We start from the raw sequence: 18,965 nt of genomic DNA on the forward strand, positions 1-18,965 counted from the left end.
GACGCCGTGTCGACGCGGGCGCCATCTCGACGCGGACGCCGTGTCGACACGGACGCCGTCTCGGGGCGGGTGCCGTCTCGGGGCGGTGGGGTGTCGGTGGGGCGTGGGAGGGTGAGGGCACCGGGAAGGAGCATTGCAGGATGACCGAGACGCTTGTGTTCGGCACGGTTGAGACCGTGCTCGGGCGGTTGCTCGTCGCCGAGACCGAGGCGGGGGTCGCCGCGCTGCACTTCCGGGACACGCCCGCCGCCCGGGCGCGGACCGCCAAGGCGGCCGGGCTGCCGGTCGTGGACGCGCCGGGCCGGGTCGCGCCGGTGCTGGCGGCGCTGCGCGACTACTTCGCGGGCGACCTGAAGGGGTTCGAGGTGCCGATCGACTGGCGCCTCACCTCCGACGCCCAGCGGCAGGTGCTCACCACGTTGTACGAGTCCGTCCCGTACGGGAAGACCGTCACCTACGGCGAGCTGGGCGACCGCAGCGGCACCGGCGTGCACGCGCAGGTCATCGGGCAGATCATGGGCAGCAACCCGATCCCGCTGATCGTGCCGTGCCACCGGGTCGTCGCCTCGACCGGGCTGGGCGGCTACAGCGGCGGGTCCGGCGTGGAGGTCAAGCGCTGGCTGCTCACGATGGAGGGCGCCCTGCCCGCGACCCTCGACTGGGACATCGGCCGCGCCCCGTGAACTTACCTACGAGTAGTCGGGAAGCCTAGAATGGGCGGGTGCCGAAGATCAGTGAGGCGACCGTCGCGGAGCACCGGGCCCGGCAGCTGCGCAACCTGCTGGACGGGGCGCGGGCGCTCGTCGCGGAGGAGGGCATCGAGGCGCTGACGCTGGCGGCGCTGGCGCGGCGGGTCGGGCTGTCGCGGCCGAGCCTGTACGAGTACTTCCGGTCCAAGGACGACCTCGTCGCCGCGATCCTGGACGAGGAGCTGCCGCGGTGGGCGGCGCTCGTCGAGCGGGCCCTCGGCGGCGCGGCCGGCCTGGACGGCAAGGTCGCGGCCTACGTCCGCTGCCAGCTGGAGGTCATGACGGACGGCCGGCACGCCGCCGCCGTCGCGCTGGCCGAGCACGCGCTCGCCCAGCCGGCCCTCGACCGCATCCGGGCCGGGCACGCGCAGCTGCTGCGGCCGCTCGCCGCCGCGCTGGAGGCGGGCGGCGTCCCGGAGCCGGAGCTGCGGGCCGAACTGGTCCAGGGGCTGGTCGACGCCGCCGCGCGGCTCGCGCAGCGGCGGCCGTCCGGCGCCGGGGCCGTCATCGACGCGACGGTGGCGCAGGCGGTCCGGGGGCTGTCCTAGCGGGTCAGGTCCGCGCGGGCTCGTAGGTGACGCCCGTGAGGGTCTCGGAGACGTCCCAGAGGCGCTCCCCGAGGCCGGGGCGGTTCGCCTGCGGGGGCGTGATCACCTTGGCGGGGGCGCCGCGGTACTGCAGCAGCCGGGGGCCGTAGCAGGCGCCGCCCTCGACGTCCGCCGTCGCGGCGTACAGGGACGGCAGCGCCCCCGCCGCGGCGGACTGGGCGACCAGCGCGTTGCCGATGCCCGTGGCCTTCTCCATGAGCGTGTTGCCCTGCATCCTCGGCCCGGTCTGCTGGAGGTTCGTCGCGGCGTAGCCGGGGTGGGCGGCGACGCTCGTCAGCCGCGGGAAGCGCCGGTCCAGTTCCTTGGCGAAGAGGAGGTTGGCGAGCTTGGCCTGGCTGTAGGCCGTCCACTTGCGGTACCGGCGCTCGCCCTGGAGGTCGTCGAAGTCCAGCCGGCCCGTCCAGGCGAAGCCGGAGGTGACCGTGACGACGCGGGCGGAGCGCAGCGCGGGCAGCAGCAGGCCGGTGAGCGCGAAATGGCCGAGGTGGTTGGTGCCGAACTGCATCTCGAAGCCGTCGGCGGTGGCGCGGCGCGGGATCGCCATGACGCCCGCGTTGTTGACGAGGATGTCGACGGGCTCGGTGCCGTACCGGTCCGCGAACGCCCGGACGGACGCCAGGTCGGCGAGGTCGAGCGCGCCGAGCGCGAGGTCGGCGCCGGGGGCGGCGGCCCTGATCCGGTCGAAGGCCGCCTGCCCGCGTTCGGCGCTGCGGCAGGCCAGCACGACGGAGGCACCGTGCCGGGCGAGCTGCAGGGCGGTGTGGTAGCCGATGCCGCTGTTGGCGCCGGTGACGACCGCCCGCCGCCCGGACAGGCCGGGGATGTCGTTCGCCGTCCATCCGCGCATGGGCACCTCCACGGGGTCGCGCGCGTCGCCGCGCGGGACTGCCAAGTTAGACGGGCGATCGAATAGCGGGCAACGGGGCGGCGGTGCGACGCGAGCGGTGTGGCGCGATTCACACCCGCCCCGCGCGGGCGCGCCCCCCGGAGCGCGGAGGGCGCGTCCGGGATCAGGCGGGGAGGTTCTTCTCGATGGCGGCGGTGACCTCGTCGGTCTCCGGCTCGGTCTGCGGTGCGAAGCGCGCGGCGACCGCGCCGTCCGGGGCGATGAGGAACTTCTCGAAGTTCCACCGGATGTCGCCGGTGTGCCCCTCGGCGTCGGGGACGTCGACGAGGCCCTGGTACAGCGGGTGCCGGCCCTTCCCGTTGACCTCGACCTTCTCGGTCATCGGGAAGGTGACGCCGTAGGTCGCCGAGCAGAACTCGGCGATCTCGTCGGCGCTGCCGGGCTCCTGGCCCATGAACTGGTTGCAGGGCACGCCGAGGACGGTGAAGCCGCGTTCCGCGTAGCGCTCCTGCAGCCGCTCCAGGCCGGAGTACTGCGGGGTGAGGCCGCACTTGGAGGCGACGTTGACGACGAGCACGGCCTTGCCCCGGTACTGCGCGAGGTCCGCGGGGCCGCCCCGCAGACCGTCGATCTCTACGTCGAAGACAGACATGAGGCCGATCTTAGGAGATGCCTCCCCGACCGGCCCCGGCCGCCGTCCCGCTAGCCCAAGGCGTTCACGAAGGCGGCAAGCTGGTTGCCCGCGTTGCCGAGTTCGTTGATGGCGTTGTTGACCACTCCCGCGGCGTCCGTCGGTGAGCTCAGCAAGTAGAAGATGACGAAGGCGATAGCCACATAGCGCATGTTCTTCTTGTTCATTACGCCCGTCCCTGGTTGTAGCGCGCGACACAACTGGCCCGATCCAATTGTGCCCAGCGGCGTCTGCCCGCAAAGCGGGATTTTACTGTGACGCGCGCGCCACCGCTTGGTCGCCCGGACGCGAAGAAGCCCCGCACCGCCCGGGGTACGGGGCCCTGGAGCCGTCCGTCAGCTCGGGATGGCGCTCATGAACTGCGACAACGACTCCGCCGCGCTCCCGAGCCCGCTCAGGGCGTTGTTGACCATGAGCGCCGCCCCCTCGGGCCTGCTGATGACGTACCACGCCACGAAGGCGATGGCGGCGATCTTCATGTGCTTCTTGTTCACTTCAACCACCCTCTGCGGTCGCTTGCCTACGCAGAGTGATTCCCAGGGGTGGCCGAACGGAGATCAAGAGGGGGCAAAGAGACGGTCAGGTCCGGTTGGCGTGCTCGGTGAGGTAGCCGATGTAGAGCGGCCGGAGCGCCTCGCCGACCTCGCCCTCCCCCGCGTGCGTGAACTCCTCCAGCAGCGACAGGCCGTGGAACAGGTCGAACTCGGCGCGGTCGACCTCGCCCGTCGCCGCCGCGGCGGCCGGGATCGCGCGCAGCAGCTCCCACAGGAAGCCGACGTCCCGCCGCCGCCTGGCCAGGTCCATCGCCCGCTCGTACAGCTCCTTGGAGGACAGCTCGTCCAGGTTCGCGCCGTCCGGTGTCACATCGGCCATGGTCCGACTGTAGCCAAGCGGGCCCGGTGGGCGGCCCGTGGACCGACCCCGGTCACTTGGTGATGACGTCCTGCGGGATGGGCTGGTCCTGCTTGAGGGCGTCGAACAGCTTGGACGCCTTGGCCTTGTCCCAGGTGATGTAGGAGCCGGCCGCCGCCGAACTGCCGCTGCCGCCGATCGGGACGGTCGTGGTCACGCCGTTGCCGCCGCTCACGTCCTTCATCGCGAACATCATGCGGACCAGGTCGTACAGGTGGTCGTTCTCGTCCACGAGGAAGTTGCTGGTGGCGTTGGTCGCCAGCGGGACGCTGCGGAACGGGTTGAGCATCGTCCCCGGGCTCGTGGCCTTCTTCATCAGCGCGGCGAAGAACTGGCGCTGGTGCTCCACGCGCTCCAGGTCGGCGCGGGCGAACTTGCGGGTCCGCACGTAGCCGAGCGCCTGGCCGCCGTCGAGCGTCTGGCAGCCGGCCTTGAGGTCGAGCCCCGCCTTGCGGTCCTTGATGTCGTCCTTGACGCAGATGTCCACGCCGCCGACGGCGTCGACCACGCCCACGAAGCCGCCGAAGCCGATCTCCGCGTAGTGGTCGATGTGGACGCCGGTGGCCTTCTCCACGGTCTGCACGAGCAGCTTGGGGCCGCCGAACGAGAAGGCCGCGTTCAGCTTGTTCGACCCGCGCCCCGGGATCGGGACGTAGGAGTCGCGCGGCAGGCTGATCAAAGACGTCCCGCTCTGGCCGTAGTGCAGCAGCATCATCGAGTCGGTGCGGCGGCCGCCGGCGAACCCGGTCGCGAGCCGCTTCTGGTCGTCCTTCGACAGGCCCTCGCGGCTGTCGGAGCCGACGACCAGCCAGGTCGTGCCGGGGGTGTCGGCGACGCGGCCGGGGTAGTCGACCAGGACCGACTCGCGCTTGAGCCGCGAGTCCAGGTAGAAGTACCCGCCCACGACGATCAGCAGCAGCACGACGGCGACGGCGCCGAGCACCTGCGGCCAGCGCCGCCGCCGGCGGCGCCGGACCGGCGCGCCGTCGTACGGGCCGCCCCGGTCGTGCCGCCCTCCGGCGAGCTGGTCCCCCGCGTAGGGGTCGTCGTACGGGTCGTAGCCGCCCCCGGACGGGCCCCGTCCGTAGGCGGCGTGCTGGTGCGACCGGCCGTCGTTCATGCGTAGACCTTAGACAACGCGCGGGGTGCGGCGCGTCCCTCCGCCGCATGATTGTCCAGTTGAACAAATCACCGCGCTCTGTGACGAATGAAGCGGACACCATCCCCCTTAAGGCGCACACTGCCCCCGGCGGGGAGTAAACCGGCGGGACGCGCGGAGGGCGGCGCATGGGTGCGGTACGGCGTTTTTCCAGCTGGTTCACGCTGCGCGGGGGGAGGCGGCGCCGCCGGGCGGCCCCCGCCGACCCGGGGCTCCCCGAGGTGATCCTCACCTGGCACGCGCGTGACAAGGAACTCACCGAGACGGGGCTGGGCACGATCGCGCGGCGGTTCCCGGCCACGCTCGCGCAGGCGGCGCGGCTCGCGTGGCGGGCGAGCCGGGCCGACACGATCACCACGGTCTCGCTCAACGTGGCCGCCGGGTTCTTCACCGCGTTCTGGCTGCTGGCGACGACCGGGGTGCTCACCGCCCTGTTCAGCGCCGCGCCGACGCCGTCCCGGGTCCGCGACGCGCTGCCGTCGCTGGCGCTCGTCGCGGGCGCCGTGGCGCTGCGGGCCGCGCTCCAGGCGGGCGCCGGCTGGGCGCAGGCGCGGCTGGAGCCGCAGGTCGAGCGGCTGGTCGAGCTGCGCCTGTACGAGGCGACGACCGCGGTGGACATGACCGCGCTGGACGACTCCGACTTCCTGGACGACCTGAAGCGCGCCCAGGGGCGCGGCATGATGTCGGCGCCCATGGTCGTCCAGCACGCCGTGGACGTGCTCACCGGCGCCATCGGCATGGTCGCCGCCGCCGGGACCCTCGGCGTGCTGCACCCGCTGCTGCTGCCGCTGCTCCTGCTGACCGCCGTCCCGGAGGGGTGGGCGTCCCTGCGCAGCGCGCGGATGCGGTACGTGATGATGCTGTCCCTCGTCGGGGTGACGCGGCGCAAGTGGATCCTGTCCGAGCTGATGGTCGACCGGCAGCACGCCGCCGAGGTGCGGTCGTTCACGATGCGCGGGTTCCTGCTGGACCAGTACGACAGGTCGGCCTCCTACCAGCGGAGCGTGGAGCTGGACGTGGCGCGCCGCCAGCTGCTCGTGAAGGTCACCGGCGACATGCTGAAGGGCGTCGCGACGGCCTTCGTCTACGTCGCGCTGGGGTTCATGCTGTGGAAGGGCGCGGTGCCGCTGGCGGTCGCGGGCACCGCGGTCCTGGCGATCCGGACGGGCCAGTCGTCCCTGGCGAACCTGGTGTTCGCCGTCAACCGGTGCTACGAGGAGGGCCTGTACTTCGGCGACTACGTCGCCTTCTGCGCCGCCGCCGAGCAGCGGATCCCGCACCGCGCCCTCGCGCCCGCCCCGGCGGCGGAGCGCCGGCGGCTGCCGGACGACTTCGCGCACATCCGCGTCCGCGACGCCGTGTTCACCTACCCGGGCGCGGACGCGCCGTCCCTGAACGGCGTCTCGCTGGACCTGCGCAGGGGCGAGGTGGTCGCGCTCGTCGGCGAGAACGGCTCCGGCAAGACGACCCTCGCCAAGATCATGGCGGGCCTGTACGACCCGGACTCCGGCGAGGTGCGGTGGGACGACGTGCCGCTGACGGACGTCCCGCCGCAGGACGTCTGGGAGCGCATCGCCGTCATCGCGCAGGAGTACACGCATTGGCCGATGACCGCCCGCCAGAACATCACGATGGGCCGGGGCCGCGACGGCGCCGAGAGCGGGAACGGGAACGGCGACGGCGGCGAGGACCCGGCCATGCTCGCCGCCGCCCGCGCGTCCGGCGCCGACGAGGTCGTCGCGGAGCTCGCCCGCGGCTACGGGACGCTGCTGGACCGCCGGTTCAAGGGCGGCGCCGACCTGTCCGGCGGGCAGTGGCAGCGGCTCGCGGTCGCCCGCGGCTTCTTCCGGGACGCGCCGCTGCTGATCTGCGACGAGCCGACCGCGGCGCTGGACGCGCGGGCCGAGCACCAGCTGTTCGAGCGGATCCGCACGCACGCCGACGGCCGGACCGTCCTCCAGCCCCCGCCCACCGCCGACCAACCGACGAGCTCCGCTCGGCGCACCGTTCTGCTGATCACGCACCGGCTCGCCAGCGTCCGCCACGCCGACCGTATCTACGTCCTGGAGCACGGCCGAGTGATCGAGGAGGGCACCCACGCCGCGCTGATGGCCCGTGGCGGCCTCTACGCCGACCTGTACTCGCTGCAGGCCGCCGCCTACGGCGCCGGCGGCCCGCAGGAGACCGCGCAGACCGGCTAGATGCAGACCGGCTAGATGTAGAGGCCGTAGCCTCCCTCGTCCGCGCGGGGCGGCGCGTCGGGCAGGTCCTCGGGGCGCAGCAGCACCACCTCCGCCGCCTCGACCTCGCGGCCCGCGTCGTCGCCCGCCGTGATGCGCTGGGCCTGCCGGGAGATCGCCGCCTCCAGCAGGTTGCGGACGAGCCGCGCGTTGCCGAACGAGGAGCCGCGCGGCTGGGCGGCGACGCGTTCGCGCAGTGCGTCCAGCACCCCGGGCGCGAGCGCGAACCCGGCCTCCGCCGCCATGAACTCGAAGATCGTGACGAGCTCGTCGTCGGTGTAGTCGGGGAAGCGCAGCTTCTTCGGGAACCGGGACGCAAGGCCCGGGTTGGCCTCCAGGAACCGCTCCATCTCGGCGTCGTAGCCGGCGACGATGACGACCAGGTCGCCGCGGTGCTCCTCCATCAGCCGCAGCAGCTCGGCGATCGCCTCGTGGCCGAAGTCGCGCCGGTCGCCGCCCGCCGACGACAGCGCGTACGCCTCGTCGACGAACAGCACGCCGCCGAGCGCGCGCTCGACCGCGCCCCGCACCCGCGGCGCGGTCTGCCCGACGAACTCGGCGACGAGGTCGGCGCGGGTGACCTCCACCAGGTGCCCGGACGACAGCAGGCCGAGCCGGGCGAAGACGGCGGCGATCAGCCGCGCGATCGTCGTCTTGGCCGTGCCGGGGTTGCCGCTGAACACCATGTGCCGGGCCGGCGGCGCCGGCGACACCTTGGCGTCGCGGCGCAGCTGCTCGGCGCGGACCTCGGCGACCAGCGCGGCCACCTCCCGCTTGATGTCGGCGAGCCCGATCAGCCGCTCGACCTCGGCGAGCGGGTCGCCGGGCACGTCGTCGCGGCCGCGGGTCAGCGTGTCGGGGACGTCCTCCAGCAGGATCACGTCGAGGGACTCGGTCTCGTCCACGACGCCGTCGGCGAGGACGCGGCGGCCCTGCATGGCGACGGCCCGGTCCAGCAGGTTGGTCATGATGCGGACGTTGCCGAGGCTCCGCTCGTGCGGCGCCGCCTCGACCAGCGCGCGGACCTTGTCCAGCACGCCGGGGGCCAGCTCGAACCCCGACGCGGCGGCCTTGGCCGCGAACACCTCGACCAGCTCGTCGTCGGTGAGGTCGGCGAACCGGATCGTGCGGGGGAAGTGGGCGGCCAGCTCGGGATGCGCCTTGAGCAGCCCGTTCATCTCCGCGTGCGGGCCGGTCAGCACCACGACGAGGTCGTCGGTGTGCGCCTGGACGCTGGTCAGCAGGACGTCCAGCACCTCCCGGCCGCGCGCCGCGTCCGCCGACACCGACACCAGCGCGTGCGCGTCGCGCACCAGCAGGACGCCGCCGTGCGCCTGCTCCACCGCGCGCCGCACCCGCAGCACGCTCTCGCTGGCGTACTCGCCGAGCAGGTCGGCGCGCTCCACCTCGACGAGGTGGCCGGACGACAGCACGCCGAGGTCGGCGTAGATCCGGCCGAGGATCCCGGCGACCTTGCCCTTGCCGGTGCCGGTGCCGCCGGTGAAGACCAGGTGCCGGGGGCGGGCCCGCGCGGTCATGCCCGCCTCGCGGCGCAGCCGCGCGGCCTCGGCCTCGGCGATCAGGGCGTCGACCTCCCGCTTGACGGGGTCGATGCCGACGCAGGCGGCCAGCTCGGCGAGCGGGTCGGTCTCGGCGGGGCGGCCCGCGATGAGGCGCTGCGGCAGGTCGGCGGCGGTGACCTCGACCGCGCCGGCCTCGGCGCCGGTGTCCGCCGCCCGCGTGCGGGCCGCGGCGACGGCCTGGCCGGCCATGTGCTCGGCGAGCCGGGCGCCGCGCAGGTTCCGCAGCGGCGGCGTCCGGCGCAGCAGCGCGCCCGCCGCCGCCGCGGCCTCCGGGGCGGCGCTGCCCCCGCGCCGCGCGACGGCGAGCGCGAACAGCTCGGCGAAGCCGTCCTCGCCGAAGTCGCGGGTGCGGGCGACATCGAACGCGCGGACCAGCGCCGGGTTGGCGTCGAACAGCCGCGCGTCGCCGCCGGGCCGGCACAGCGCGACGACGTCCAGGGACGGCGCGCGGGCCATCAGCCGCCGCAGCTCCTCCACGGCGGCGGCGCCGCAGCGCTCGCTCGCGGCGAGCTTCTCCAGGTCGTCCACGACGAGGAGCATGCGCCCCTCCAGGCAGTCGCGGACGCGGGCCTGCAGCCACAGCACGGCGTCGCTCACGCCCAGCGACGCGAACACCTGGTCGGAGATCCACAGCGCCTCCCGGACGGCGCCCCGCGCGGCCAGCAGCTCCTCGACGGCCTCGGCCGCGGTGCCCTTCCCGGTGCCCTCGGGGCCGGTGACGAGCAGCCGGACCGCCCGCTCGCCCGCCAGCCGGGCCGCCACCGCGTCGCGCAGCACCCGCGACAGCTCCGGCTGCCCGACGAGCCCCGGCTCCGGCATGGCCGCCCGTCCGGAGCGCTCCGCCGCGCCGTCCGCGCCCGTCGCGCCCGTCGCGCCCGTCGCACCTGTCGCGCCCGTCGCGTCCGCCCCGTCGGCGCCGAACGACGGCGCGTGGAGGATCCGGCGGGCGGTGAACAGCCGACGCAGGTCGGCCTGGAAGGGGCGCACCGGGACGCGGCACTTCGGCGTGACCGGCGCGTCGGGCAGCCCCTGCACCGCGCCGGTGACGCGCACGGCCATGTCGAGCCACGCGCGGGCGGCGTCGGCCTCCCCCGCGACCAGGCCGCGCGCCAGCCAGGCGCGCACGCCGCCCTGCCACGCCTCCGCCGAGAACCCCTCGCGCGCCGCGCGGAACCGCTCCTCCACGTTCTCGTAGCGGGTGGTGCCCAGCACGACCGCCAGCTCGGCCGGGACGACCGGCGCCTCGGCCGCCAGCAGCAGCCGGGCCAGCGCGGCGTCGGGCTCGTCCCCGTCGGCGACGGCCCCCGCGAGCCGCTCGTGCGCGGCGTCCAGGCCCTGGCACGCCCACCCCAGATACCCGACCGGGCCCGCCAGCTCCGGCAGGACGGCCAGCTCGGCGTCGGTCAGCCCGGCGGTCCAGGCGTCCTCCAGCCGCCGGTTGGGAACGGCCATGTCCGCCTCGCGCAGCTCCGGGTCGGCGGCGCGGCGGTCAAACAGCTCGGCCAGCGCGGCGCGGCGCCGCTCCACCGGCTCCAGGCCCGCGAAGACGTCCAGCCCGGCCCGCGCCAGCTCGAACATCACCGCGCGGCGCTCGGGGTCGTCCCCGGCCGGCTCGGGCAGCCACAGGCCGGGCGGCCGCCACCGCCCGCCCTGGGTGAACCAGGCCAGCGGGTCGCGCACCGCCGCCTCCGGCGTCGCCAGGAAGTCCGACAGCAGCTCGTAGTCGACGTCGCCGCGCGACCCGCCGCGCACCGCCGACGCCCCCAGCAGGAACGTCAGCAGCGACCACTGCTCGGCCCCCGCCGCGCTCGTGCCGTCCCCGTAGAAGTCGCTGAGCCGCCGGGTCAGCACGACCGCGCGCTTGTCGGTGTTGTAGGCGACCGCCCGTTCTCGGATCTCCTCGTACAGTCCGTCCGGTACGCGCCAGGGACCGTACGCGTACACGTCCAGTACGGGCTCCTCGGTGAGCAGCACTTCGAGATGGTCCGGAAGCCGGGGGGCACTCAAGTCGCGTCTCCTGTACAGCGGGCGGGGGCGATCACGTCCGACAGCACCCTATGACCCGGCACACACCGACACACCCCCGTCGCGGCGGGTTGGCAGGCGGGCGGCCGTCGGTGATAGTTGTCAGACGGAAAGCATCCGCCGGACGGCCCTCCGCCGGACGCTTCGCTCACAGGAGGGGAACCCCCCGTGCCACCTCTGGAAGTGACCGCGCGGTCGGACGGCGGGCGAACCGTCGTCCGGCTGCGCGGGGAACTCGATATCGCCTGCTCCGACGACCTCCGCAGGGGGCTGAACGAGGCCCGCCGCGAGCACGGCGAGCACCTCGTCCTCGACCTCGCCGAGCTGGAGTTCATGGACTCGGGCGGCCTGTCGGTCATCGTCGCCTGCTACAAGGCGGCGACCGCCGCCGGCGGCAGCCTCACCCTCGCCGGCCCCCGCCCGATCGTCCGCCGCGCCCTGGAGATCACCGGGCTGCACCGCCGGATCCCCGTGACCGAGACCCTGCAGGAGGCCCTCGCCGGCTGACCGGAGCGCGGGCCCCCGGCGCGGGCCCCAGCGCGGAGGGGCTCCTACAGCGGGAGAGCCGTGGGGCGCTTCGGGCCGCGGCCGTCGCCGGACGAGCGCCCGGTCGCGCGCCGCCCGATCCACGGGACGAGGTAGGTGCGCGCCCATCGGACGTCCTCGCGGCGCATGGTCAGCCAGTCCGCCCGGTCCAGCGGCGGCCACGGCTCGCGCCAGTCCCCCTCGGCCGGGACGCCGATCGCCCCGGCGACCAGCAGCGCCATGCGGCGGTGCCCCTCCGGCGACAGGTGCAGGCGGTCCTCGTGCCAGGCGCGGGGGTCGTCGAACGCGCGCAGCGGCCACAGGTCGACGACGTCGCAGCCGCGGCGGTCGGCGATGGCGCGCAGGTGCATGTTGTAGGTCGCCGCCTTGCCCCGGATCCGGTGGCCCGAGCGCAGGCCGCGGGTGTCGAAGCCGGTGAAGACCACGACCCGGGCGCCGGTGCCGCGCAGCCGGCGGACGGCGTCGTCGAACACGACCGCGAGCGCGTCCGGGTCGGCGCCCGGGCGGATCATGTCGTTGCCGCCGGCGCACAGCGTGACGAGGTCCGGGGCGAGGTCGACGGCGCGCGGCACCTGGTCGTCGACGATCTGCCGGACGAGCTTGCCGCGGACGGCGAGGTTGGCGTAGCGCAGGCCGGGGCTGTGCGCGGCGATGTGCTCCGCGAGCCGGTCGGCCCAGCCGCGGAACACGTCGTCCTCCCCCGGATAGGGGTCGTTGAGGCCCTCGGTGAAGCTATCGCCGATGGCCACGTACGTCCGGATCCGCCCCACTTCGCTCATCACAACCCCCAGCACGCATGAACATGGTCGAACACGACCAACAATCATGCATCGTGCATACGACTTACGCGACCGTAACCCGGGCGCCCGGACGCCCGCGCCCCCGGCGGGGCGGCGCGGGCGGCTAGGTCCAGCTCGGGGAGGTGGAGCCGGGCTGCGGCGCGGGCGCGGCGGCGGGCGCGCCGCCGGCGTGCACCGTCATGGCGTGCTTGACCAGCGTGATCAGCACCTGCTTGGTGGACTCGCGGCTCCGCGCGTCGCACTGCACGATCGGCACGTGCGCGCTGATCGACAGCGCCTCGCGGATGTCGTCCACGGCGTACTGGAACTCGCCGTGGAACCCGTTGACGCCCACCACGAACGGCAGGCCGAGCTCCTCGAAGTAGTCCACCGCGGCGAAGCAGTCCTCCAGCCGGCGGGTGTCGACCAGCACGACGGCGCCGATCGCGCCGCGCACCAGGTCGTCCCACATGAACCAGAACCGGTGCTGCCCGGGGGTGCCGAACAGGTACAGGATCAGCTCGCTGTCGAGCGACACGCGCCCGAAGTCCATCGCGACCGTGGTGGTCGTCTTGTCCGGCACGGCCGACAGGTCGTCCACGTCGGCGCTGGCCGCCGTCATCACCGCCTCGGTGGTGAGCGGCATGATCTCCGAGACGGAGCCGACGAACGTGGTCTTCCCGACGCCGAAGCCGCCACCGACGACGATCTTGACCGAGGTCAGCTCGGCCTCTCCGCCGTGCGGCCCGGGGGGCGGGACCTGGTCAGAGCTTCCGAAGGCCACTGAGCACCCTTTCTAGCAAGCGGATGTCCGGCTGTCCGCCGGCGGTGGTTGCGGGCTGCGACTGGTGCAGCCGCAGCAGGCCCTCGACGGCCATGTCGGCGACGAGCACGCGCGCCACCCCGAGCGGCAGGCGCAGCAGCGCGGACACCTCGGCCACCGAGCGGGCGGACCGGCACAGATCCATGATCGCCCGGTACTCCGGGGTCAGCACGGCCACGTCCCGGGGCGGGTAGGGCGCCGCGGTGACCAGCGCCTCGATGGCCAGGTCGTAGCGCGGCTTCGTGCGCCCCCCGGTGACCGCGTAGGGGCGCACCAGCGAACTGGCCTCGCTCTCCTCCCGCTCGGGCGGGCGGCCCGGTGCCCGGCCCTGGTCACCGGGCCAGCGTCCGGAGCCGCCCGGGCCGCCGGGGGCGCCTCCGTAGTGACTGCCTCGATCCATGTCGCCGACCTCCGTCAGAGTCAGTCACGATCAATAGCGGGCGGGGCCTGCGCCCATCTCGGTCACGGACGGCCCGGCGTACGGCGGCTGCTGCTCCTGGGTGCGCAGCGCCGGGGTCAGCGCCCGGCCCACCCGCTCGACGAGCAGCGTCATCTCGTAGGCGACCAGCCCGAGGTCGCAGTCCGGGGCGGCCAGCACCGCGAACACCGACCCGTTCGTGATGGACATGACGAACAGCAGCCCGCGGTCCATCTCGACGACGGTCTGGTTCACCCCGCCCGCGTCGAAGATCTTCGCCGCGCCCTGGGTCAGGCTCATCAGCCCCGAGGCGATCGCCGACAGCTGGTCGGCGCGCTCCGGCGGGAACCCCGACGAGTACGCCATCGGCAGTCCGTCGGAGGAGACCACGACGGCGTGCGCGACCTTCGCGACACGGTCGGCGAAGTTCGTCACCAACCAGTTGAGATCCTGCCCGCTCACCGCGTGCCTCCTGTCTCGCCGTCACCCTGTGACGGCGCCTCACCTGAAGTTCCTGTGCCTCGAGCCTCGTTGCGTCCCCGGTGGACGCCGCGCTGCAGGCTCGCGAAACGGCTGCGTACGACGTCGGCCGACTGGCCGGCCGCCTGCTGGCCCGGGACCTGCGGTCCCTGCGGCGCCGGGGGCTGCTGCCCCTGGACGGGCTGCCCCTGGCCGAGCCCGGTCGGCAGCGGCGCCGTCGGCGGTACCGCCGGCGGCTGAGCGGCGCCCGCCGGCTGCGCGGCCCCCGCGGGGGTGCGGCCGACCGCGCCGGGCACGCGGTTCTTGCCGGGCACCCGCTTCGGGAGCCCCACGTTCGTGCGGGACGTCGCCACCGGCCGCCGGGCGGCCTCGGCGGCGCGGAACCCCGCGTCCGCGGGCGATTCCCAACCCTTCACCGGATCCTCCCCGGACGGTCCTCCGGACCTGCGCTGGAACCATTCGGACTGCATCGCGTCGAAGATCGGCGACCGCTCGGGCATGCGCGGCGGCCCCTTCGGCTCGGCCGGCGCGGGCGGCGGCGGCGCGTGCTGCGCCGCGGGGGCCCGCATGGCCGGCTCGGGCGCGGGCGGTTCGGGCGCGTACTCCTCCACCGGGGCCGGCGCGGCGCCGTCGGAGTAGGCGTAGCCGTCGGCCGCGGGGAGGGACTCGACCGGGAGCGGCCCGGTCTCCCACGGGATCTGCCGCGCGGAGCGGGGCTCCGGCACCGCCGGCTGCGCCTCCGGCACGACGGACTGGGGGCCGGTGCGGCCGCCCGGCCGGTAGCCGTTGCTCCCGGCGGCGCCGGGGGCGGGGGCGGGGGGCTCCGGCGGGCGCTCGGCGCGCGGCTGGAACAGCCCGTTCGGGGCGCCGTCGTCGGACGGGCGGTCGGGCAGGTTCGCGCCCGGCTCGCGGACGGGCAGCTCGCCCGGCCGGCGCGGCGGCTGCCGGTCGCCGGGCTGGTACGGGTCGTCCGCCGGCGGGCGCGCCTCCTGCGCCCGGAGCCGGTCGCGCGGCGTGCGCCGCTCGATGGGCGGCACGGTCGGCTGCGCGTCGGTGCCGGAGAAGCCGCCGCCGACGGGGATCGGGCCGGTCTCGCCGATGACGGGCTGGGCGTCGGTGCCGCCGCGCAGCGACCGCAGCGGCCCGGTGCCGCCGGCCATGGGGTGGCCGCCGGTCCCGCCGGCCGTCGGGGCGCCCATCGGCGTTCCGGCCGGCCCGTAGCCGTCCTGCCGGAACGCGCCGCCCGCCGCGCCGGGCCGGTCGGCGGCCGTCGCGGTGAGCGGGGAGAGCTGCCCGTGCGAGCCGGCCTCGCGGGGCGCGAGCCCGCGGGCGCCGATGCCGCCGGACTCGCCGGCGCTGATCGCGGCGTCCGGCAGCACGACGAACGCGGTGAGCCCGCCGCCCTGGGCGGCGCGCAGCTCGACCCGGATGCCGTGCCGGACGGCCAGGCGGCCGACCACGAACAGGCCCATGCGGCGGGCCGCGGAGAAGTCGATGACCGGCGGGTTCGCGAGCCGCCAGTTGGCCTGCTCCAGCTCCTCGGGCGACATGCCCACGCCGTTGTCGGTGATCTGCAGCATGCAGCCGCCGCCGCTGAGCATCTGCCCGGAGACGGTGACCTTGGTGTGCTCGGAGGAGAACGCGGTGGCGTTCTCCACCAGCTCGGCCAGCAGGTGGACGAGGTCGTTGACGACGGGGCCGGTGACCGCCATGTCGCCTTGAACCCGCAGCGCGACCCGTTCGTACTGCTCCACCTCGGACAGCGACGCGCGGACGACGTCGATGAGCGGGACGGGCTTGTTCCAGCGCCGCACCTGCTCCTGGCCGCCGAGGACGAGGAGGTTCTCCGAGTTGCGCCGCATGCGGGTGGCCAGGTGGTCCAGCCGGAACAGGTTGGAGAGCTGCTCCTCGTCGCGCTCGCTCTGCTCCAGCTCCTCGATCAGCCGCAGCTGCCGCTCGATGAGCGACTGGCTGCGCCGGGAGAGGTTGACGAACATCGCGTTGATGTTGCCGCGCAGGACGGCCTCGTCGGCCGCGAGCCGGACCGCCTCGCGGTGGACCTCGTCGAAGGCGCGCGCGACCTGGCCGATCTCGTCGGTGGAGTCGATGTCGATCGGCTCGACCTCGATGCCGCCGGCGGCGGCCTCCGGGTCGCGCAGCCGGTCGACCAGCCCGGGCAGCCGGGTGCTGGCGACGTCGAGCGCGCCGACCTGCAGCCGGCGCAGCGGCCGCACCAGCGACCGCGCCATCACGACCGTGATCAGCAGCACGATGGCCAGCAGCACGGCGATGATGACCGCGTCGCGGATCGAGGCCGTCTGGGCCGCGGCGCCCTTGTCGTCACTGCGGGCCTTGATGTCGCTCGCCAGCCGCTGCTCGACCTCGCGCATCTTGTCGATCATGCTGGTCATCGAATCGCGGAGCAGCTTGGGCGAGCGGGCGGTGCCGAGCGAGCGCGACAGCGGCCCGCCGGAGGCGGCGACGCCGGAGATGACGCGCTGCCGCAGCAGCCGGCCCTGGTCGATCTTGGTGCCGACCACGGTGTCCTCGTACAGCTGGACCTGCTCCAGGGTCGCGGAGTCGCGGAAGGCGGCGAGCTCGCTGTCCTCCTGCGCGCGCGCCGCTCGGAGCTCGTTCAGCTCGTCGGCCGCCAGCTGCCGCGACCGCGCGCCGACGAGCAGCAGGGCCCGCTCGCGGGAGACCGCCTCCTTGGCGCGGGCGAGGGCGCCGAGGGCACGGCTCGACTCCGCGAGCCGGCCGTCGGCGGCGTTCTGCGAGATACCGTCGAGGATCGCGATCAGCTCGTTGGTCGCCTCGGTGTACTTCTGCAGCACGATGAACGCCGGGACCTTGGTGCCCACCACCAGGGAGCGCAGGGCGGTGATCCCGTCCAGCCGGCTGAGCACCGCGCGGGCGTCGCGGACGGCCTCCGCGCCGTAGGACCCGTCGATGGCGTTCGCGGCCGACCGCACCGGCGCCACCTGCGCGTCGGTCCGCCGCTCCTGGGCCTGCAGCTCCGGCAGGAGCCCGCCGGAGCGGCCCGAGGCGCTGTACTCGACGGCCATGTCGCGCTCGGCCGTGAAGTCCTGCACGAACCGGGTGATCCCCTCGCCCAGCTCGGCCATCTGCTCGACCCGCCCGTACGCCTCCGCCTCGCTGAGGGAGCTGGAGATGCGCACCCCGGCGAGCACGACGGCGGCGACCGTCGGAACCAGGACCAGCACGATCAGCCGCTGTGGCACACGCCAGTTCCGCAGGCTCAGCCTGCTGCCTGACCGTGTCGAACGGTCCGACTGAACCTCGACGTTACCTGGTCGAGGACCGTCGCGACCTTCGTCGCTTGGTTGCATCCGCCGCTAACACCCTCTCCACACGATGTCGCACTCTCCGTGGCCTCATAGGCGCGCAGGGTTAAAGCGACCTCACCTCCACCCTCGGCGCACGACATTGCAGCACATTCCCGGATAGGCCGCAAAGGACCATAGGTCAGTGGTTATAGACCAATGGAGCGATCGTGACTTTATGCCCGTATGTCCGGTTTCCTGAGCATGGACGATCACGGAGGGTGGTGGAGCGTACCGCGATGTTACGATCACGTATCGTCACATCGGCTGATGACTCCATTCCTTTCGGTGAACGGAAGGCGAAAGTACATCGCAACCGTACCGTGACCAGTCACTCTCCGAATTGGAATGGCGCTGGATTGTCACCGGCGGTGCGGAATCCGGCCCTCCGGGAATGCCCGGGCGACTTCGGCGCGCCATTGGACGCCATATTCGACAGCGCGGGAACCCGCAGCCCGCCGGGGTTCCGGGCGTCCCGGCGGCCGCGGCCGGGACGTCCGCCGGGGGGCGGCGACGGCTCGACCAGGGGACCCTTCCCGGCTCCCGGCGGCCGCCGGGAGCCGCCCGAACGCGCCCGCCAGGACACAAGAAAGTCACGCAATTCGGAGCTAAACCACTCAAGTCGCACACTTCGCGATACCCTCCCTCGAACGTGATCTTCAGGCGTGGCGGTGCGGTGGCTACAGTCGTTCCCCTGGCTCGCAAGGCCCGACCGACGGCCCCGCCGAAGCAACTTCCCCCGCGAGTTAAGGAGTGCCCATGCGGCAATCCCTCCGTCTTTCAGCACTGGTCGGTGCCTTCGCCCTGGTCCTGTCCGCCGCGGCGGGCTGCGGCGACTCCGACGACTCCGCCTCGGGCGGGCAGGGTCTGGAGAAGGACACGATGACGGTGGCGGCCCTCCCGCTGGCCGACAACGTGGCGGTCTACATCGCCCAGAAGCAGAAGCTGTTCGAGGCCGAGGGCCTCAAGGTCGAGATCAAGCCCGTCCAGCAGAGCACCCAGGCCATCCCGGCGCTGATCAAGGGCGACGTGAACGTCATCGCCGGCGCCAACTACGTGTCGTTCCTGCAGGCCAACGAGAAGGGCACACTCAAGCTGAGCGTGGTGGCCGAGGGCGCGACGCTGGCCTCGCACACGTTCGACCTGCTGGTCAAGTCCGACTCCAAGATCAAGACCCCCAAGGACCTGGAGGGCAAGAAGGTCGCGGTCAACATCCTCAACAACATCCAGTCGCTGACGCTGGACGCGATCCTGAAGGCCAACAACGTCGACGCCTCCAAGATCAAGTACGTCCAGGTGCCCTTCCCGCAGATGGCCACCGCCCTGCAGAAGGGCCAGGTCGACGCGATCCACGCCGTCGAGCCGTTCACCTCCGACACCGAGAAGAAGCTCGGCGCGCGGGTGGCCGTCGACGGCGGCGCCGAGCCGGTGACCGACCTGCCGATCAGCGGCTACGTCAGCACGCAGGAGTTCACCCAGAAGAACCCGAAGACGGCCGCGGCGTTCCAGCGGGCCATCATCAAGGCGCAGAAGCTCGCCACCGGCGACCGCAAGGTCGTCGAGCAGGCGCTGCCCACCTACACCAAGATCGACGCGAAGGTCGCCGGCGTCATCACGCTGCCGGGCTACCCGACCTCGCTGAACACCACCCGCATGCAGCGGACCGTGGACCTCATGCTGACGGCGGGCCTGCTCAAGCAGAAGCCCGACATGAAGTCCGTCCTGTTCCAGCCGACGTCCTGACGGCGAGCACTGATTCCC

17 protein-coding genes are annotated in these 18,965 nt (G+C 73.6%); 5 read left to right on the forward strand and 12 right to left on the reverse strand.

Features of this window, described 5'->3' with window-relative positions; all coding sequences use genetic code 11:
- Positions 1–140: 140 nt before the first annotated feature.
- Positions 141–683, forward strand: a complete 543-nt coding sequence (locus HUT06_RS28495) for a methylated-DNA--[protein]-cysteine S-methyltransferase (RefSeq protein ID WP_176198522.1) — start codon at positions 141–143, stop codon at positions 681–683.
- 38 nt (positions 684–721) lie between these two features.
- Positions 722–1,297, forward strand: coding sequence for a TetR/AcrR family transcriptional regulator (locus HUT06_RS28500; protein WP_176198523.1), 576 nt, complete (start codon positions 722–724; stop codon positions 1,295–1,297).
- 4 nt (positions 1,298–1,301) lie between these two features.
- On the opposite strand, the gene HUT06_RS28505 is transcribed toward HUT06_RS28500, so the two are convergent.
- The 6 genes from HUT06_RS28505 to HUT06_RS28530 form a co-directional block, all read right to left on the reverse strand.
- Positions 1,302–2,204, reverse strand: a complete 903-nt coding sequence (locus HUT06_RS28505) for an oxidoreductase (RefSeq protein WP_176198524.1) — start codon at positions 2,202–2,204, stop codon at positions 1,302–1,304.
- 163 nt (positions 2,205–2,367) lie between these two features.
- A complete protein-coding gene (locus tag HUT06_RS28510; RefSeq protein WP_176198525.1) occupies positions 2,368–2,856 on the reverse strand; it encodes a glutathione peroxidase in 489 nt (162 codons plus the stop codon).
- 50 nt (positions 2,857–2,906) lie between these two features.
- Entirely contained in the window at positions 2,907–3,062 is a 156-nt protein-coding gene (locus HUT06_RS28515; RefSeq protein WP_176198526.1) for a hypothetical protein, read from the reverse strand.
- Between the two features lie 168 nt (positions 3,063–3,230).
- Entirely contained in the window at positions 3,231–3,389 is a 159-nt protein-coding gene (locus HUT06_RS28520; RefSeq protein WP_176198527.1) for a hypothetical protein, read from the reverse strand.
- Between the two features lie 85 nt (positions 3,390–3,474).
- Positions 3,475–3,768 (reverse strand): hypothetical protein, encoded by a 294-nt coding sequence (locus HUT06_RS28525; protein ID WP_176198528.1) that lies wholly within the window; start codon positions 3,766–3,768, stop codon positions 3,475–3,477.
- A gap of 52 nt (positions 3,769–3,820) precedes the next feature.
- Positions 3,821–4,927 (reverse strand): LCP family protein, encoded by a 1,107-nt coding sequence (locus HUT06_RS28530; protein ID WP_176198529.1) that lies wholly within the window; start codon positions 4,925–4,927, stop codon positions 3,821–3,823.
- Positions 4,928–5,094: 167 nt separating this feature from the next.
- Between HUT06_RS28530 and HUT06_RS28535 the strand changes: the two genes are divergently transcribed.
- A complete protein-coding gene (locus tag HUT06_RS28535; protein WP_176198530.1) occupies positions 5,095–7,167 on the forward strand; it encodes an ABC transporter ATP-binding protein in 2,073 nt (690 codons plus the stop codon).
- An 11-nt stretch (positions 7,168–7,178) separates the two neighbouring features.
- On the opposite strand, the gene HUT06_RS28540 is transcribed toward HUT06_RS28535, so the two are convergent.
- The gene (locus HUT06_RS28540; protein ID WP_176198531.1) at positions 7,179–10,796 is read right to left on the reverse strand and encodes an AAA family ATPase; all 3,618 of its coding nucleotides are present in this window, start codon (positions 10,794–10,796) and stop codon (positions 7,179–7,181) included.
- Positions 10,797–10,982: 186 nt separating this feature from the next.
- Between HUT06_RS28540 and HUT06_RS28545 the strand changes: the two genes are divergently transcribed.
- Positions 10,983–11,321: an STAS domain-containing protein gene (locus HUT06_RS28545; protein WP_176198532.1), complete on the forward strand. Its 339-nt coding sequence runs from the start codon at positions 10,983–10,985 to the stop codon at positions 11,319–11,321.
- Positions 11,322–11,365: 44 nt separating this feature from the next.
- Here HUT06_RS28545 and HUT06_RS28550 read toward each other — a convergent pair whose 3' ends face one another.
- The 5 genes from HUT06_RS28550 to HUT06_RS28570 form a co-directional block, all read right to left on the reverse strand.
- Complete coding sequence (locus HUT06_RS28550) at positions 11,366–12,139, reverse strand: SGNH/GDSL hydrolase family protein (RefSeq protein WP_176198533.1); 774 nt, start codon at positions 12,137–12,139, stop codon at positions 11,366–11,368.
- A gap of 124 nt (positions 12,140–12,263) precedes the next feature.
- On the reverse strand, positions 12,264–12,863 hold the full coding sequence (locus tag HUT06_RS28555) for an ATP/GTP-binding protein (RefSeq protein ID WP_176201682.1): 600 nt from the start codon (positions 12,861–12,863) through the stop codon (positions 12,264–12,266).
- A gap of 40 nt (positions 12,864–12,903) precedes the next feature.
- Entirely contained in the window at positions 12,904–13,362 is a 459-nt protein-coding gene (locus HUT06_RS28560; RefSeq protein WP_176198534.1) for a DUF742 domain-containing protein, read from the reverse strand.
- A 30-nt stretch (positions 13,363–13,392) separates the two neighbouring features.
- A complete protein-coding gene (locus tag HUT06_RS28565) occupies positions 13,393–13,842 on the reverse strand; it encodes a roadblock/LC7 domain-containing protein (RefSeq protein WP_176198535.1) in 450 nt (149 codons plus the stop codon).
- A complete protein-coding gene (locus HUT06_RS28570) occupies positions 13,839–17,102 on the reverse strand; it encodes a nitrate- and nitrite sensing domain-containing protein (RefSeq protein ID WP_176198536.1) in 3,264 nt (1,087 codons plus the stop codon). Before HUT06_RS28570 ends, HUT06_RS28565 begins: the two co-directional genes overlap by 4 nt.
- Positions 17,103–17,963: 861 nt before the next feature.
- On the opposite strand from HUT06_RS28570, the gene HUT06_RS28575 reads away from it, so the two are divergent.
- A complete protein-coding gene (locus HUT06_RS28575; protein ID WP_176198537.1) occupies positions 17,964–18,947 on the forward strand; it encodes an ABC transporter substrate-binding protein in 984 nt (327 codons plus the stop codon).
- Positions 18,948–18,965 lie beyond the last annotated feature (18 nt).

Origin of the sequence: Actinomadura sp. NAK00032 (assembly GCF_013364275.1) — a bacterium.
In the GTDB taxonomy this organism is placed as follows: Bacteria; Actinomycetota; Actinomycetes; order Streptosporangiales; family Streptosporangiaceae; genus Spirillospora.